The organism is Nonomuraea sp. MTCD27 (assembly GCF_041950495.1).
Classification (GTDB): domain Bacteria; phylum Actinomycetota; class Actinomycetes; order Streptosporangiales; family Streptosporangiaceae; genus Nonomuraea.
This window is the reverse complement of the sequence record NZ_JBGNUW010000016.1, coordinates 287989-302852: the sequence shown is the minus strand read 5'-3', so window position 1 is coordinate 302852 and position 14864 is coordinate 287989. Positions and strand designations below refer to the sequence as shown.

Annotated in this window: 14 protein-coding genes; 4 read left to right on the top strand and 10 right to left on the bottom strand. The window is 73.1% G+C overall.

What is annotated here, in order from left to right; genetic code table 11:
- Window positions 1–71: 71 nt before the first annotated feature.
- From ACBJ59_RS40195 to ACBJ59_RS40185, 3 genes are all read left to right on the top strand, one after another.
- Complete coding sequence (locus ACBJ59_RS40195; RefSeq protein ID WP_364113015.1) at window positions 72–662, top strand: DUF5998 family protein; 591 nt, start codon at window positions 72–74, stop codon at window positions 660–662.
- Between the two features lie 714 nt (window positions 663–1376).
- Entirely contained in the window at window positions 1377–2489 is a 1113-nt protein-coding gene (locus ACBJ59_RS40190) for an alkaline phosphatase family protein (protein ID WP_375115366.1), read from the top strand.
- A complete protein-coding gene (locus tag ACBJ59_RS40185; protein ID WP_375115365.1) occupies window positions 2486–3301 on the top strand; it encodes a sulfurtransferase in 816 nt (271 codons plus the stop codon). Before ACBJ59_RS40190 ends, ACBJ59_RS40185 begins: the two co-directional genes overlap by 4 nt.
- Before the next feature lie 5 nt (window positions 3302–3306).
- Here the strand turns inward: ACBJ59_RS40185 and ACBJ59_RS40180 are convergent, their stop codons facing one another.
- The 4 genes from ACBJ59_RS40180 to ACBJ59_RS40165 all read right to left on the bottom strand — a co-directional run bounded on the left by ACBJ59_RS40180 (window position 3307) and on the right by ACBJ59_RS40165 (window position 7959).
- Window positions 3307–5829, bottom strand: a complete 2523-nt coding sequence (locus tag ACBJ59_RS40180) for a CHAT domain-containing protein (protein WP_375115364.1) — start codon at window positions 5827–5829, stop codon at window positions 3307–3309.
- A gap of 65 nt (window positions 5830–5894) precedes the next feature.
- Window positions 5895–6341: a hypothetical protein gene (locus ACBJ59_RS40175; RefSeq protein WP_364113007.1), complete on the bottom strand. Its 447-nt coding sequence runs from the start codon at window positions 6339–6341 to the stop codon at window positions 5895–5897.
- On the bottom strand, window positions 6338–6874 hold the full coding sequence (locus tag ACBJ59_RS40170) for an RNA polymerase sigma factor (RefSeq protein ID WP_375115363.1): 537 nt from the start codon (window positions 6872–6874) through the stop codon (window positions 6338–6340). Before ACBJ59_RS40170 ends, ACBJ59_RS40175 begins: the two co-directional genes overlap by 4 nt.
- A gap of 71 nt (window positions 6875–6945) precedes the next feature.
- Window positions 6946–7959 (bottom strand): S8 family serine peptidase, encoded by a 1014-nt coding sequence (locus ACBJ59_RS40165; protein ID WP_375115362.1) that lies wholly within the window; start codon window positions 7957–7959, stop codon window positions 6946–6948.
- Window positions 7960–8133: 174 nt separating this feature from the next.
- On the opposite strand from ACBJ59_RS40165, the gene ACBJ59_RS40160 reads away from it, so the two are divergent.
- Complete coding sequence (locus ACBJ59_RS40160) at window positions 8134–8628, top strand: DUF3145 domain-containing protein (protein WP_346111797.1); 495 nt, start codon at window positions 8134–8136, stop codon at window positions 8626–8628.
- Between the two features lie 102 nt (window positions 8629–8730).
- Here the strand turns inward: ACBJ59_RS40160 and ACBJ59_RS40155 are convergent, their stop codons facing one another.
- The 6 genes from ACBJ59_RS40155 to ACBJ59_RS40130 all read right to left on the bottom strand — a co-directional run bounded on the left by ACBJ59_RS40155 (window position 8731) and on the right by ACBJ59_RS40130 (window position 14821).
- A complete protein-coding gene (locus ACBJ59_RS40155; protein ID WP_375115361.1) occupies window positions 8731–10155 on the bottom strand; it encodes a carboxyl transferase domain-containing protein in 1425 nt (474 codons plus the stop codon).
- Entirely contained in the window at window positions 10155–11387 is a 1233-nt protein-coding gene (gene fabF / locus ACBJ59_RS40150; RefSeq protein WP_364112999.1) for a beta-ketoacyl-ACP synthase II, read from the bottom strand. Before fabF ends, ACBJ59_RS40155 begins: the two co-directional genes overlap by 1 nt.
- A 41-nt stretch (window positions 11388–11428) precedes the next feature.
- Window positions 11429–11668 carry an acyl carrier protein gene (locus ACBJ59_RS40145; RefSeq protein ID WP_364112997.1) on the bottom strand — a complete coding sequence of 80 codons (240 nt, stop codon included), beginning with the start codon at window positions 11666–11668 and terminating at the stop codon, window positions 11429–11431.
- A gap of 75 nt (window positions 11669–11743) precedes the next feature.
- Window positions 11744–12700, bottom strand: coding sequence for a beta-ketoacyl-ACP synthase III (locus tag ACBJ59_RS40140; RefSeq protein WP_375115360.1), 957 nt, complete (start codon window positions 12698–12700; stop codon window positions 11744–11746).
- Complete coding sequence (locus ACBJ59_RS40135; protein WP_375115359.1) at window positions 12697–13593, bottom strand: ACP S-malonyltransferase; 897 nt, start codon at window positions 13591–13593, stop codon at window positions 12697–12699. The genes ACBJ59_RS40140 and ACBJ59_RS40135 overlap by 4 nt, the downstream gene beginning before the upstream one ends.
- A 103-nt stretch (window positions 13594–13696) precedes the next feature.
- A complete protein-coding gene (locus tag ACBJ59_RS40130) occupies window positions 13697–14821 on the bottom strand; it encodes a helix-turn-helix domain-containing protein (RefSeq protein ID WP_364113403.1) in 1125 nt (374 codons plus the stop codon).
- Between the last annotated feature and the right edge of the window lie 43 nt (window positions 14822–14864).

Genomic DNA, 14864 nt, shown 5'->3' with positions numbered 1-14864 from the left:
CGGATAGAAGACGTTATAGAGCGTTATGTCCGGCGGGTGAGTGCACTGCCCGGTCCTGGCAGGATGGAGCCATGAGGGAAACCCGAGTCTCAGCCGCGGGCCTGCGTGAAGCGATCGAACGCAGCGGCTACTACCCCGACCTCGTCACCGATGCGGTCGAATCCGCGCTGGGCAAGGAGGCCGTGACCGCGTTCGTGGTCCATCACGAGGCGACCTTCGATCCCGCGATGGAGGTGCGCCGCCACGTCACCGTCCTGGTGCTGTCGACGACCCGGCTGCTGGTGTGCCACACCGACGAGCACCCGGCGGTGGAGGGCGTCTCTGCGTCCCATGCCTCCACGACCACGGAGGCCGTCCGCCTGAGCCGCGTCCAGTCGGTCGCCGTCACCCGCGTGGTGCCCGACCCGGCCTCCTACGTCCCCGGCGTCCCTCCCACGGAGGTGACGCTCACCATCGGCTGGGGCGCCATCTCCCACGTGGACCTGGAGCCGGCCACGTGCGGCGACGAAAACTGCGAGGCCGACCACGGCTACACGGGCGCCATCACGGCGGACGACCTGTCGCTGCGGGTCAGCGAGGCCGCCGACGGCCCCGAGGCGGTCACCCACGTCCTCTCCTTCGCCAAGGCCCTCTCGGAAGCCACCGCCCGCGCCACCTCCTGACCCCTCCCCGGCCCTCACCCCCGCCCCCGACCCCAGACGGGCACCCCCGCACGGCGCCCGCCACGTGCCGCCGTCGACCGCCGGCCGTCCGACACGGTGGGGTGCCGATGCACGGCTTGGCGCCGCCGCTCCAGCACCTCCTGACCGCCGGCCCCACAGCTGTCCGGCCCCGCAGCTGTCCGGCGCGGCGGTGGCCCCGGGCGCTGGGTGGCTTTGTCGCTCGCCCGGAACCTCGGCTCGACCCGACGGCACGCATGCGAGCGCTGCCGCGCCACACGCTGCACGCCGCACAGGGCGGTTCCCCGCGCGTGGCGGCTTTCTGACCGGGTGTCCCTCCAGCGCACGGCGGTCCTTCGGTGCGTCACGCGCCGATGCCGCATCCGCTGACGTAGCACGACGATCGTGTCGGCGACACGGCCGCGACTCCACCGGGACGGCACACCGGTCGGTGGCGCGCGGCGTGATCCGGCCACCTGACGCGACCGCTCCCCGGGAGTCGCCCGCCGAACGAGACGGTAGGTCATACGGCCACACCCGAACGCCGCACCCGCCCGGGACCCGGCGGCTGTCTCGCACGGGCCGCGTGCCGCCCCGGCCCGCACGGCGGCCGTCCCGCACGGCGGCGGGTCGGGTTCGCCCGGCACGGCGGCGGTCCCGGAGGGCCGGTGGATGGGGAGCGGCGGTAGGAGATCACGGAGGGCTAGACTGGGGGGCATGCTGGTGCCGGGATACGGCGGCGCGTCGCTGGTGGATCTGCCTGGCTCGTTGCTGGCCGCCCTCGGCCTGCGCGAGCCCAACGCGCTGGCCCTGGAGCCCGCCGACCGCGTCTGCCTGTTCCTGGTCGACGGCCTGGGGGCCGAGATGTTGCGCGCCCACCCCGAGGCCGCCCCCTTCCTGTCCGGTCTGGCGGGCAGGACGCTCACGGCCGGGTTCCCCGCCACCACCGTCACGAGCCTGTGCTCCCTGGGCACCGGCCTCACACCCGGCGAGCACGGCATGGTGGGCCTGATGCTGGCCGTGCCGGGCACCGGACACCTGTTCAACTGCCTGCGCTGGACCCTTCCCGACGGCCTGACGATGGACCCCGAGGTGTGGCAGCCGGCCACGACCGTCTACCAGCGCGCCGCCCGGGCCGGCATCGACCCCGTCTACGTCGCCCCCGCCGAGTTCGAGGGCACCGGCCTGACCAGGGCCGTCTACCGCGGCGTCCGCTATGTCCCCGCCGAGTCCGTCGACGACCGCGTCGCCCGCGTCCGCGAGGCGCTGCGCGAGCGGCGGCCCGCCCACGTCACCGTCTACTACGGCGACCTCGACGCCACCGGCCACATGGTGGGCTGGGGGAGCGAGGAGTGGCTGCGCCAGCTCACCATCGTCGACGACATGGCCCAGCGCATCGCCGAGGGCCTGCCGCCCGGCTCCGCCCTCTACGTCACCGCCGACCACGGCATGGTCAACGCCACCGAGAAGCTTGACGCGGAGAGCGTCCCCGAGCTGACCGAGGGGGTCGCGCTGCTCGGCGGCGAGGCCAGGGCCAGGCACGTCTACGCCCGCCCGGGGGCCGCGAAGCAGGTGCTGGAGGCGTGGCGCGAGACCCTGCGCGGCAAGGCGTGGGTGGTGTCCAGGCAGGAGGCGGTCGAGTCCGGCTGGTTCGGCCCCGTCGTACGCGACGCGTGGCTGGAGCGCATCGGCGACGTCGTGGCCGTGCCGCACACCGACCTGGCCATCACCGCCCCCACCCAGCAACGCATCGAGGCCCTCTTCACCGGCTATCACGGCTCGCTGACGACGGCCGAACAGCACGTCCCGCTCCTGGAGGTACACACGTGACCAGCCCGCTGATCACCCCCGCCGATCTGGCCGCGCTCGACGGCGCGACGGTGCTCGACGTGCGCTGGCGGCTCGGCGGGCCGCCCGGGCTGGAGTTCTACCGCGAGGGCCACATCGAGGGTGCCGTCTACTGCGACCTCGACACGGACCTCGCGGCGCCCCCCGGAGAGGGCGGGCGGCACCCGCTGCCGGACGCGGCGGCTTTCCAGGGGGCGATGCGGCGGCTGGGCGTCTCGGACGGCCGGCCGGTGGTGGTCTACGACGACGCCGGGTCCACCGTCGCCGCCCGGGCCTGGTGGGCGCTGCGCTACTTCGGCCACCAGGACGTACGCGTGCTCGACGGCGGCCTGCCCGCCTGGATCGAGGCCGGCCGGCCGACCACGAAGGAGACGCCCGAGCCGGTCGAGGGCGACTTCACCGCGCGACCGGGCGGGATGCCGGTGCTGGCGGCCGACGAGGCGGCGGCGCTGGCCGGCCGGGGCGTGCTGCTCGACGCCAGGGCCGCGGAGCGCTACCGGGGCGAGGTGGAGCCGGTCGATCCGGTGGCCGGGCACGTCCCCGGCGCCGTCAGCGCGCCCACCACGGAGAACGTCGGACCCGACGGCAGGTTCCTCGACCCCGGGGCGCTGCGGGCGCGCTTCGCCGATCTGGGCGTGGGGGAAGGGGTCGAGGCGGGCGCCTACTGCGGTTCGGGCGTGACGGCCGCGCACGAGGTGCTGGCCATGGCGGTGGCGGGCCTGCCGGCGGCACTGTACGTGGGCTCCTGGTCCAACTGGGTCGCCGACCCGTCGAGGCCCGTCGCCACCGGCTGACCCGCCTAATAGAGCGGCTGGTCGCCCGCCCCGAAGCAGGCGAACCCGGTCTCGCCCGTCTTGGCCGCCGCGCACGCCAGGGCCGTGTCCGGCGGTTGCCCCGCCGCCACGAGCTCGTGGAACGTGCTCATCACCGCCCGGGCCGCCTCGTCCTCCACCGGCACCAGCCCGGCGACCACGCAGGACGACCCCTTGGCCAGGAACGTCCCGGGCAGCCCCAGCGGCGCCCCTTCCATCGGCGTGCGCGACATGCCCGAGTTGCACGCGGACAGCACCACCAGCCCGGCCGAGCGCGAGACGTCCAGCAGGTCGTACGCCATCAGCGACCCGTCCTCCAGCGTGATCCCCGACACCAGCGGGCTGCGCGCGTGGAAAACCCCGTGCGCCGCCAGGTGCACGACGTCCGCCGTCCCCAGCGACTCCAGCACCGGCCCGATGCGCCCGGGCACCTGACGCCCGCCGGGATGGCAGGCCACCACGTGCGCCACCTCGGCGTACGCGTGCGCCAGCGCCGGCCCGGCCGCCGCCACCACCGAAGGCGGCCGGCCGGAGCGCGAGCCCCGGGCCTTGCGCGCCCGCAGCCAGGCCGCCGCGCCGGCCGCCACGCTGACCGGCCGCTCCCGCAGGCACGGCAACGCTCCCCACGGCAACGTGTGCAGCGCGCCCACCGGCACCACCACCAGGGGCCGGTCGGCCAGGTCGGCCGCCAGGGGCCGCAGCACCAGCCGTTCGACCTCGGCGGCCGCGGTCTCGACGTCGCGGGGATGGCCCTGGCGGCGCAGCGCGTACCGGAGCTGGACGATCGCCTCCTTGACCTGCCGCACGCCGGCGAGGCGGCGCAGGAGCATGCGCTCTCCGGTCACGAGTACGGCCAGCAGCGCGTCGCCGTCCGCCACGTACTCGACCAGAGCCCCCCGCCCCAGCTCCGCCCGCACTCGGTCGGGGTCCACCAGGGCGCACGCGTGGGCCGGAGCCGCCACGGCCCGCCACCGCTCGGCCCACTCGAACACCTCCCTGGCGCTCCCGTCGCGCACCGCCACCTCCAGCCCGAACGCCGCCAGCCGCTCCCCGGCCCGCGCCGCGTGGGCGCGCAGCGACGGGTCCTCGAACGCCTCCACGCGCCCGCTCACCTCGGCCAGCCCGTCGCGTATCGCCCGGAAGGCCCCCGTGACGTCCTCCTGCAGCGCGGCCTGCAGCGCGAGGGCGTGCTGGCGCACCGGCACCGGGATCTGCGCGGCCTGCGCGAACTGCCTGGCCTGCGGTTCGGAGGCGAGCGAGGTCAGCCGGGTGCCGTCCGGCATCCACCGCTCGCGCTGCTCGGCGTGCCGGGTGAGCCTGGCCAGCTGCGCCGAGGCCGTCGGGTGGTCGTCCACGGCGAGCGCCGCCTCGGCCGCGGCCAGCCGCAGCGCCGCCGCACCAGCCTGGTGGGAGCCCTCCTCCAGGTCGTCGGCGCACGCGATCAGCTCGGCGACCAGCTCGGGCGTGACGGGTTCGAGGGCCAGCCGCGAGCGCAGGAGGACCTCCCTGGCCAGCGGCAGCCACGAGAGCCGATCCTGCGCGGCCAGCTCTTCCGCCGCCTGCTCGGCCACCTGCCTGGCCCGATGCGGGTCGCCGGTCAGCAGCTCCACCTGGGCCAGCTTCAGCCGCGCCTCGGCCAGCGCGGCGCGCGCCCCCGACGCCTCCAGGTCCGGCACGGCCAGGCTCAGCATGGCCCTGGCCTCGCCGGGCAGGTGGGCGGCCAGCAGGGCGCCGGCGAAGTCGGCCCGCATCGTGGCCAGCCGCTCGGGGAAGCCGAACAGGGTGTCCTCGGCCTCGCTGTAGTGCTTGAACGCCCCGGCGATGTCGCCCCGGCGCACCGCGAGGAAGGGCAGGTTGGCGGCGGACAGCCGGGCCAGGTGCCGCAGCCCGGCGTGCTGGGAGATCTGCAGGCACGCGGCGAGGTCGCGCATGGCGGCGTCCCAGTCGCCCCGGTAGGAGTGGATGAGACCGCGGTTGAGCAGCCCGCCGGCCAGGAACCTGCGGTCGTCGATGGTGCCGGGCGCGGTCACGAGGGCCCGCAGGGCGCGGTCGCAGGAGGCGATGGCCTCCTGGTAGCGGCCGAGGTGGGCCAGGGCGACCGCGCGCTGGGTGTCGAGCTTGGCGCGGTCGAGCGGGGTGAGGTAGGCCCAGGCCAGGGCCGCCACACGCAGGGCCTGGAGGGGGTGGCCGCGCTCGGTGCGTACGGTGACGAGGGACAGCCGCGCCTGGGCGATCCGCTCGGGCGGCGCTCCGGCCGTGCCGATGGCCTCGCGGAGGTGGTGTTCGGCGGCCTCCAGGTCGCCCAGCTCGCGGGCGGCCAGCGCCATCGACCTGAGCGCCACGGCGGTGGCCTCGGCAGCTCTGGCGCGGCGGGCGGCCGCGAGGATGACGCGGCTCGCGCGCATGGCGTGGTCCGGGTCGATCAGCGAACGCATCATGGCGGCCTCGGCCGCCTTGACGAGCGGGTGGAGGTCGCCGGGCGGGTCGTGTTCGTCCGATGTTGCGCTCATGGCCGGCCTCGGTCGGGAGACGGCCGGGAGAGAAGGACGCGCTCTCCCGGCCGGTCACTGGTGGTTCAGGGTCGGATGCGCACCCAGGTCGTCTGGATGGGTGCGTGACCGGGCCGGTGGCACACCACGCTGAGCCAGCCGGGTGGCAGGCCCGTGGCGACGAAGTGGCCGGTGTGGGCGATGCGCCTGGTCAGCGTCAGGTGGGGGGATCTTACATCGACGAGAGCGCCCTCTCCTGGGTAGGGGGAAATGTGCCCGGCGACGTCGATGAGCCCGTCGCCCTCCGTCACCTCCAGCTCGAAGGTGAGGCCGGCCGCGACGAAGCGCACCAGGTGGGAGCTGTCGTCGTCGCGCACGCTGCGGATGGTGGCGGACTCGGCGTAGGCGGCCGTCACCGCCCGGGGGACCAGGAACCGGTAGGCGTCTCGTGCTGCGGCGGACACCTGCATCGGGATCGGGTCGTTCCCGGAGGCCAGCCGGAGGGCCGCCAGGAAGTATTCGTCGTTGATCATTGCGCTGTCTCCTGTAGTGAGATCAGAGTGCGCAGTTTTTCCAGGCAGCGGGCCTTGGTCGGGCCTATGCTGCCCGCGGGCAGCCCCAGTCGCGCGGCCACCTGCTGGTTTCCCAGGTCGATCGCCACCAGCTGGAGGAGCGAGCGGCAGGGCTCGTGCAGGGTGGAGACCGTCTGCCAGAGCCGGCGCCGGCCGTCGGCCTCCAGGACGGCGGAGGCGGGATCAGGGTCTTCGACGACCTCGAACGAGGAGCCGCCCGAGCGCTCCTTCCGCTGGAGCAGCAGGGCCTCGCGGCGTACGGTCGTCATGAGCCAGCCCCCCACTCCCGCCGGGTCCCTGATGCTCTGGAGGTGCTGGAGCAGGCGCAGCCAGGAGCCCTGGACCGCGTCCGCCGCGTCGGCGGGGCTCAGGCCGCACGCGCGGGCCACGGCCCACATGCGCGGCCCGAATCTCGACTCGAGCTCGTCCCAGGCCGACCGGTCGCCGTCGGCCGCGGCTTCGAGCAGCTCCGCAGGATCCCGAGGATCGCGCATACGGCCTCCTTCCGTCCGGCACGGAAGGCGATCATGCCTCCTCGTGATTGTCCGGGGACTGAGCGTAAACTCTACAGACTCGCCGGGAAGAGAACTCCCAGATCGGGAATTTGCCGGGTCTCCTCGGAGTCAAGGAGCCTCCTGGTCCACTCCTTCGCCGGCTCGTCCCTGGCCGCCTCGGCGATGGCGCCGGCGACCAGGGCGGTGGCGAACGACGTGCCGCTCCACGCCGCGTACCCCGAGTAGTCCGCCGCGTCGAGATAGCTGCTGGTCAGCCAGTCGCCCCGGGCGCACGCGTCGACCCAGGTGCCGTAGCCGGAGTAGGGCGCCCTGCGCTGCTGGCCGGCGTCCACGGCCGCCACGCCGACCACGCAGGGCAGCGCGGCGGGCCAGAACGGCCGGTCGGAGGCGGTGTTGCCGGCGCAGGCCACGGTGACCGTGTCCGTCAGCCCGGCGATGGCGTCGCTCAGCAGGGGCGGGGGCCGGTCGTCGAAGGTGTGGCAGCCGAAGGAGAGGTTGAGCACCTGCGGGGGCCGCTCGCGCATGCGGTGGAGGGCGCGTACGACGGCCGCCTCGTCGCCGAGGCCGTCGCCGTCGAGGACGCGGCGCACGCGCAGCGACACGCCGGGCGCGCGGCGCAGCAGCAGGCCCGCGATGAACGTGCCGTGGCCGGCCTGGGAGCCCTCGGAGGCGTCGGCCTCCTCGGGGCCGAGACGGGAGTACCAGTCGCTGCCGGACCACCACGGATGCTTGGCGATGCCGGTGTCGAGCAGGCCCACGACCACGCCGGAGCGGGCCCGCCCCGCCTTGAAGCCGATGGGCGGGGCGGGGAAGGGTCTGGACGCGGGACCGCCGAAGAACAGGGGCTGGCCGCGGAGCACGTGGTTGGGCGATGCCCGCAGGCCCTGCGCGCGGAGCTCGGCGGCGATCTCGCAGGGGTCGGCGCCGGGCGACAGGTGGATGACGCAGACTCCGTCCGCCTCCGAGACCGCCTGGGTCCAGCGCGACGCGGCGGAGACCGCGGCCCGGTCGGTCAGCACCTGACCTGGCCGGATGTACGCCTCGCCGACAGATTGGATTTCCATGAGCGGGTATGTTTCCGCCCTCGGTCAGCTGTCACCCGCCACTCCCGCACCAACTTGGTATGGCCCCCCTCTGGTGTCGGATTGCGACCGACGGTAGTCTCTCCCTAGTCACTTGTGATCATCCCGTGGCGAGGCCGTTGGGGAAGGCGCACCTCGTACCGAACGGGAGGTCCGGTGTCTGCTCGTGGCGTCCTTTACGTCCACTCGGCTCAGCCCGCGCTGTGCCCTCACATCGAATGGGCAGTCGCGGGTGTCCTTGGCGTGCCCGTAGACCTGACGTGGACTCCGCAACCCGCCGCGCCCAATGTCGTGCGGGCACAGGCGGAGTGGGAGGGCCGCGCCGGCATCGCCGCGGCCATCGCCTCCTCTCTCATGGGCTGGCAGCGCCTCAGGTTCGAGATCACCGAGGACGCCTCGCCGGGAGTGGACGGCTCCCGTCATGCCTACACGCCGACGCTCGGCGCCTTCACGGCGGTCATCGGCGTCGCCGGCGACATCATGATCCCGGAAGACCGGCTGCGCGCCGCGATGATGATGGCCGCGCAGGGGAGGTGCGTGCTGGAGGACGAGCTGGACAAGATGCTCGGCCGGCCATGGGACGAGGAGCTGGAACCGTTCAGGTACGCCGGGGACGGTGCGCCCGTCCGCTGGCTGCACGCGGCCGTTTGATGGGGAAATGCCGCCCGTGACGGGCGAGATGGCGCCAGTCCGTAAATGACCGACGGGCCCGCACCTGAGGAAGGTGCGGGCCCGTCGGCCGTGAAACGTGCTTTACAGCGGGATGTTGCCGTGGGCGCCCCTGGCCGGGGTGGCCTGGGAGAGGACCTTGGCGATGGCGCCGCGGGTCTCCTCGGGCTTGATCACCTCGTCGATGACGCCCAGCTCCTGCGCCCTGCTCAGGCCGCCGGCCAGCACCTTGTGCTCCTCGGCCAGGCGCTGCTCCAGCTCGGCCCGCTCCTCCTCGGGAGCCGCCGCGAGGTCGCGCCGCTTGAGGATGCGCACCGCGGCCACCGCGCCCATGACCGCCACCTCGGTGGTCGGCCAGGCGAACACCTTGGTGGCGCCGAGCGCGCGGGAGTTCATCGCGATGTACGCCCCGCCGTACGCCTTCCGCGTGACCAGCGTGACCCGGGGCACCGAGGCCTCGGCAAAGGCGTGCAGCAGCTTGGCGCCGCGCCGGACCACGCCGTCGTGCTCCTGCCCGACACCGGGCAGGTAACCCGGCACGTCGACGAGGACAACCAATGGCACGCCGAAGGCGTCACACATACGTACGAACCGGGCGGCTTTCTCGGCGGACGTGGCGTCGAGGCAGCCGCCGAGCCGCATCGGGTTGTTGGCGATCACACCGACCGTCCGGCCGCCGAGGCGGCCCAGCGACGTGACGATGTTGGGCGCCCACTTGGGGTGCAGCTCGACTCCGGGCTCGTCGAGCAGGCCGTTGACCAGCGGCTTGACGTCGTATGCCCGGCGTGCGGACTCGGGGAGCAGCGTCGAGAAGTCGATCTCCTCGATCTCGCCGGTGCGCACGCGGCCCTGGTGGCCGAGGAGCGTGGCGAGCCGGCGCGCCTGAACGTACGCGTCGGTCTCGGTCTTCGTCACGATGTGCACGACGCCGCTGCGCTTGCTGTGCGGCTCGGGACCGCCCAGGGCGGCGCTGTCGACGTCTTCGCCGGTCACGCTGCGGACCACGTCGGGGCCGGTGACGAAGATGCGGCCGGAGTCGGCCAGGATGACCAGGTCGGTGAGCGCGGGACCGTACGCGGCGCCGCCGGCGGCCGGCCCGACGACCACGGAGATCTGCGGCACGATGCCGGACGCCTTGGTCATGGCGGCGAAGACCCGGCCGACGGCGTGCAGCGACTCAACGCCTTCGGTGAGTCGCGCACCGCCGGAGTGCCAGATTCCGATGACCGGCACCCGTTCGCGGACGGCGACGTCGTAGGCGTGCACGATGTGCTCGCACCCCTCGCCGCCCATCGCGCCGCCCTGGAAGCGGGCGTCGCTGCAGAAGGCGACGACGGGGACGCCTTCGACGCGGCCCATGGCGGCCAGGACGCCGCTCTTGTCCTCAGGAGTGATCAGCCGCAGCGAGCCCTCGTCGAGCAGCGCTGTCAGGCGGACGACCGGGTCGCGGGGATCGGAGGGCTCCGGATCGGAGCCCTCGCCCACCACCCGGTTGTCGAGCACCGTCATCAAGCCCCCTTGAAGACGACGGTCACGTTGTGGCCGCCGAATCCGAACGAGTTGTTGACCGCGGCGATGTCGCCCTGCGGCAGCGCCCGGTTCTCGCCGTGGACGAGGTCCACCTCGATGCCGTCGTCGATGTTGTCGAGGTTGATGGTGCGGGGGACGATCCGCTCCTGGAGAGCCTTGATCGTGAAGACGGACTCGATGCCGCCGGCGCCGCCGAGCAGGTGCCCGGTCATCGACTTGGTCGAGGTCACCAGCGGGTGGGTGCCGATGGCCTTGGCCACCGCCTGCACCTCGCCGACGTCGCCCGCGGGGGTCGAGGTGGCGTGCGCGTTGACGTGCTTGACGTCGAGCCCGGTGATGCCGGCGTCGGTGAGCGCCTGCGTCATGGCCATGATGATGCCCCGGCCCTCGGGCTCGGGCTGGGTGATGTGGTGGGCGTCGGCGGAGTAGCCGACACCCGCGCAGTACGCGTAGATCCGCGCGCCGCGCGCCTTGGCGTGCTCCTCCGACTCCAGCACGACGATGCCCGCGCCCTCACCGAGCACGAACCCGTCGCGGTCGCGGTCCCACGGGCGGGAGGCGCCCTGCGGGTCGTCGTTGCGCTGGGACATGGCCCGCGCCGCGGCGAAGGCGGCCATGTTGAGGCCGTGGATGGCGGCTTCGGTGCCGCCGGCCACCACCACGTCGGCGCGGCCGACCCTGATCATGTCCATCGCGTACCCGATGGCCTCGGCGCCGGAGGCGCACGCCGACACCGTGGCGTGCACGCCCGCCTGGGCGCCCAGATCGAGCCCGATCCAGGCGGCCGGGCCGTTGGGCATGAGCATCGGCACGGTGAAGGGCGACAGCCGGTTCCAGCCGCGCTCCTTCCACGTGTCGTATGCGCTGAGCGTGGTCGAGATGCCGCCGATACCGCTGGAGACCACGACGCCGAGCCGCTCGGGCGCCACCTCGGGAGAGCCGGCGTCCTGCCAGGCCTCCCTGGAGGCGACCAGGGCGAACTGCTCGCTGCGGTCGAGGCGGCGGGCCTCGGGCCGCGGCAGCACCTCGGTCGGATCGACCGCAGCCGTCCCCGCGAACTTCACGGGGACGGAGTCGATCCAGTCCGAGGTCAGCGTCTCGACGCCCGACTGACCGGCGAGGAGCGCCGACCAGGTCGAGGTGACGTCTCCACCGACGGGCGTCGTCGCGCCAAGCCCGGTGACGACGACACGTACCCGGTTCGCACTCACGTTTCGCGCTCCTTACTGATCAGTTCGGGGGTCTGTCGGGGTCAGTTCTGGATGAAGTTGAGGACGTCCTTGACCGTCTTCAGGTTCTTGAGTTGGTCGTCGGGGATCTCGACGCCGAACTCGTCCTGGGCGGCCACGGCGATCTCGACCATGGACAGGGAGTCGATGTCGAGGTCGTCCACGAAGTTCTTCTCGGGGGTCACGTCGGCGGCCGGGATGCCGGTGATCTCGTTGATGATCTTGCCGAGGCCTTCGAGGATGTCCTGCTCGGTGGCAGCCATGTCGCTAGTTCTCCTTTGGTTTTCTGGGTTCTGTGCGGACGTTGCCGCACAAGCTTGGATGGTGTGCCGGGATCCCTAGGGGATCTCGATCACTTGGCCCGCGTAGGTCAGCCCGGCGCCGAAGCCGAGCACCAGCGCGAGACCGCCCGAGCGGACCTCGCCGCGTTCCAGCATGCGCGAGAGCGCCAGCGGGATGGATGCGGCGGAGGTGTTGCCCGCGTTGACGATATCGCGCGCGATCACGGCCTTGTCGGCGCCCAGCTTGCGGGCGATGGCTTCGATGATGCGCAGGTTGGCCTGGTGGGGCACGAACGCCGCCAGCTCCGACGGGTCCACGCCCGCGCGGGAGCAGGCCTCGAGGGCCACCGGGTGCAGCGCGGTGGTGGCCCACCGGAAGACCGTCTGGCCCTCCTGGTAGAGGTAGTTGTCGCGGTCCTTGATGGAGATCGCGTCGGCCTTGTCGCCGGCGCTGCCCCACACCACGGGGCCGATGCCGGGCGTCTCGGACGCGCCGACGACCGCGGCGCCGGCGCCGTCGGCGAAGATCACGGCGGTGGACCTGTCGGTCCAGTCCACCCACTGCGACAGCTTCTCCGCCCCGATGACCAGCACGTTCCTGGCCGATCCGGCGCGTACGGCGGCGTCGGCGGTGCCGAGCGCGTAGCAGAACCCGGCGCAGGCGGCGTTGACGTCGAACGCGCCCGGTGCCTTGATGCCCAGCCGGTGCGCCACGATCGCGGAGGCGTTGGGGATCTGGGTCTCGAGCGTGCAGGTGGCCACGATGACCAGGTCGACGTCGTCGGGGGACAGGCCGCTGGCGGCCAGCGCCTTGCCGCCGGCGATGGTCGCCATGTCCTCGACCGACTCCTCGGGCGGGGCGACCCGGCGCTCCTTGATGCCGACCCTGGACTGGATCCACTCGTCGTTGGTGTCCATGGTCTTGGCCAGGTCGTCGTTGGTGACGATGTTGGCCGGCTGGTAGTGGCCGAGGGCCAGCACCCTGCCGCCCGGGGCGATGTCGGGAATCTTCACTTGGTCAGCTCCCTGGCCGCGTCGAGGTCGTCTGGGGTCTTCAGCGCCACGGTCCGCACGCCGCGCAGGCCGCGCTTGGCCAGCCCGGTCAGCGTGCCACCGGGCAGCAACTCGATCATCTTGGTGACGCCGAGGCCCGCCATGGTCTCCATGCAGGCGTCCCACCTGACGGGGTTGCTGACCTGCTTGACCAGCCTCTGGAGGAACTCCGCCCCGGTGGTGACCGCCTGCCCGTCGGCGTTGGACAGGAGCGTGATGCCGGGGTCGGTGGGGACGACGTTCCAGGCCGCCTCTTGCAGGCTCTCCACGGCCGGGGCCATGTGGTGGGTGTGAAAGGCGCCCGCCACCGAGAGCGGGATGAGGCGGGCGCGGGCGGGCGCGTCCTCCTTGAACGCGGCCAGCTGCTCCAGCGTGCCGCCCGCCACGACCTGTCCGGCGCCGTTGATGTTGGCGGGGGTCAGGCCGTGCTTGTCGATGCCGGCCAGCACCTCCTCCTCGACGCCGCCGAGCACGGCGGTCATGCCGGTCTCGGTGACGGCGGCGGCCTTGGCCATGGCCTCGGCGCGGGCCCGGACCAGGCCGAGGGCCTGCTCGCGGGTCAGCACGCCGGCCAGCGCGGCGGCGGCGAACTCGCCGACGCTGTGGCCGGCCAGCACGTCGGGGGTCACGCCGAGCGCCTCGGCGGAGGCCAGGGCGGCGGCGACGAGCAGCGGTTGCGCGACGGCGGTGTCGCGGATCTCGTCGGCGTCGGCGGTGGTGCCGTAGGCGACCAGGTCGAGCCCGACGACGTCCGACCAGGCGCCGAGTCTGTCGGCCAGACCGGGCAGCTCGAGCCAGGGAGTCAGGAAGCCCGGTGTTTGGGCACCTTGGCCCGGGGCGACGAGTACAAGCACAAAATCCACCTTGCCCTGTAGAACTCCGACACGCGGATGGAGATCCGTACGAACTTTGTCCTGGGTGATTTGTAGGAAGCCTACAGTGGGGATTTCGGCGCCATTACGTTAGGGCACCCCACGTTACGGCGCTCTCCGAGAGCCGGCCGAGGATGAGCCCGACCTGCAGCGTGAAGGCGGACCTGCCCTCGGTGGGCTGATATCCGGTCAGCTCCGTGATTTTCTTCAGGCGGTAGCGCACGGTGTTGGGGTGCACGAACAGCAGCCTGGCCGTCGCCTCCAGCGAGGTGCCCTGCTCCAGGTACGTCGCCAGCGTGTCCAGCAGCGGCGTGCCCGCGAGCGGCAGGTAGACGTTCTCGATGAGTTGTTCCCTGGCGTCGGCGTCGCCGTCGAGCGCCCGCTCGGCAAGCAGGTCCTCGGCGTGCACCGGCCTGGGCGCGTCGGGCCAGCCGGAGGACGCCTTCAGCCCGGCCAGCGCCGCCCTGGCGGACCTGGCGGCGGCGTGCAGGTCGGGCACCTCGGGGCCGATGACGATGGGGCCCACGCCGAAACGCGCCACCACCTGCTTGGCCGCGTCGTCGACGCTGCCGGCGCCGCCCACGATCACGATCAGCCGGTCGGCCTGCACCCCGGCCAGCAGGTCCATGCCGATGCGGCGGCCCTTCTCGCGCAGCCCGTCGATGACCGCGCGCGGGTCGTCGTCGGGCGCGTGGCCGGCGATGACGACGACGGGGGAGGAGGTCCAGCCGAGCGCGGCGGCCCAGGAGTGCAGGCCGTCGTCCACCTCGCCGCGGACGAGGGCGTCCACGATCAGGGCCTCCAGCCTGGCGTCCCACGAGCCCCTGGCCTCGGCCTCGCGGGCGTAGACGTGGGCGGCGGCGAAGGCCACGTCGCGCGTGTAGCGCAACATGGCCTGCTGGAGCTGGTCCTCGCCGCCGGGGGCGGCCAGCTCGTGGGTCTGGGCCTCGACCACCTCGACCACGACCCTGACGATGTCGACGGTCTGCTGGAGCGAGATGGACCGCTTGAGCTCGCGCGGGGCGGTGCCGAAGAACTCGATGCTGGGGGTGGGCCGGTCCTGGCCCGCGTGCTGGAACCACTCGACGAACGCCGCGATCCCGGCCTGGGCCACGAGCCCCACCCACGACCGGTCCTCGGCGCTGAGCGCGCGGAACCACGGCAGCTGCTCGTCCATGCGCGCCATCGCCGCCGTGCCGAGCGAGCCCATGGCCCGCTCGAGCCTGCGCGTGGTGTCCTCCCGGGTCCGGTCT

Excerpts from the sequence above, each read along its gene's own strand:
- ACBJ59_RS40195 (WP_364113015.1), top strand. The coding sequence starts at position 72 with ATGAGGGAAACCCGAGTCTCAGCCGCGGGCCTGCGTGAAGCGATCGAA.
- ACBJ59_RS40190 (WP_375115366.1), top strand. The coding sequence starts at position 1,377 with ATGCTGGTGCCGGGATACGGCGGCGCGTCGCTGGTGGATCTGCCTGGC.
- ACBJ59_RS40180 (WP_375115364.1), bottom strand. The coding sequence starts at position 5,829 with ATGAGCGCAACATCGGACGAACACGACCCGCCCGGCGACCTCCACCCG.
- ACBJ59_RS40175 (WP_364113007.1), bottom strand. The coding sequence starts at position 6,341 with ATGATCAACGACGAATACTTCCTGGCGGCCCTCCGGCTGGCCTCCGGG.
- ACBJ59_RS40170 (WP_375115363.1), bottom strand. The coding sequence starts at position 6,874 with ATGCGCGATCCTCGGGATCCTGCGGAGCTGCTCGAAGCCGCGGCCGAC.
- ACBJ59_RS40165 (WP_375115362.1), bottom strand. The coding sequence starts at position 7,959 with ATGGAAATCCAATCTGTCGGCGAGGCGTACATCCGGCCAGGTCAGGTG.
- ACBJ59_RS40155 (WP_375115361.1), bottom strand. The coding sequence starts at position 10,155 with ATGACGGTGCTCGACAACCGGGTGGTGGGCGAGGGCTCCGATCCGGAG.
- ACBJ59_RS40145 (WP_364112997.1), bottom strand. The coding sequence starts at position 11,668 with ATGGCTGCCACCGAGCAGGACATCCTCGAAGGCCTCGGCAAGATCATC.
- ACBJ59_RS40130 (WP_364113403.1), bottom strand. The coding sequence starts at position 14,821 with ATGGGCTCGCTCGGCACGGCGGCGATGGCGCGCATGGACGAGCAGCTG.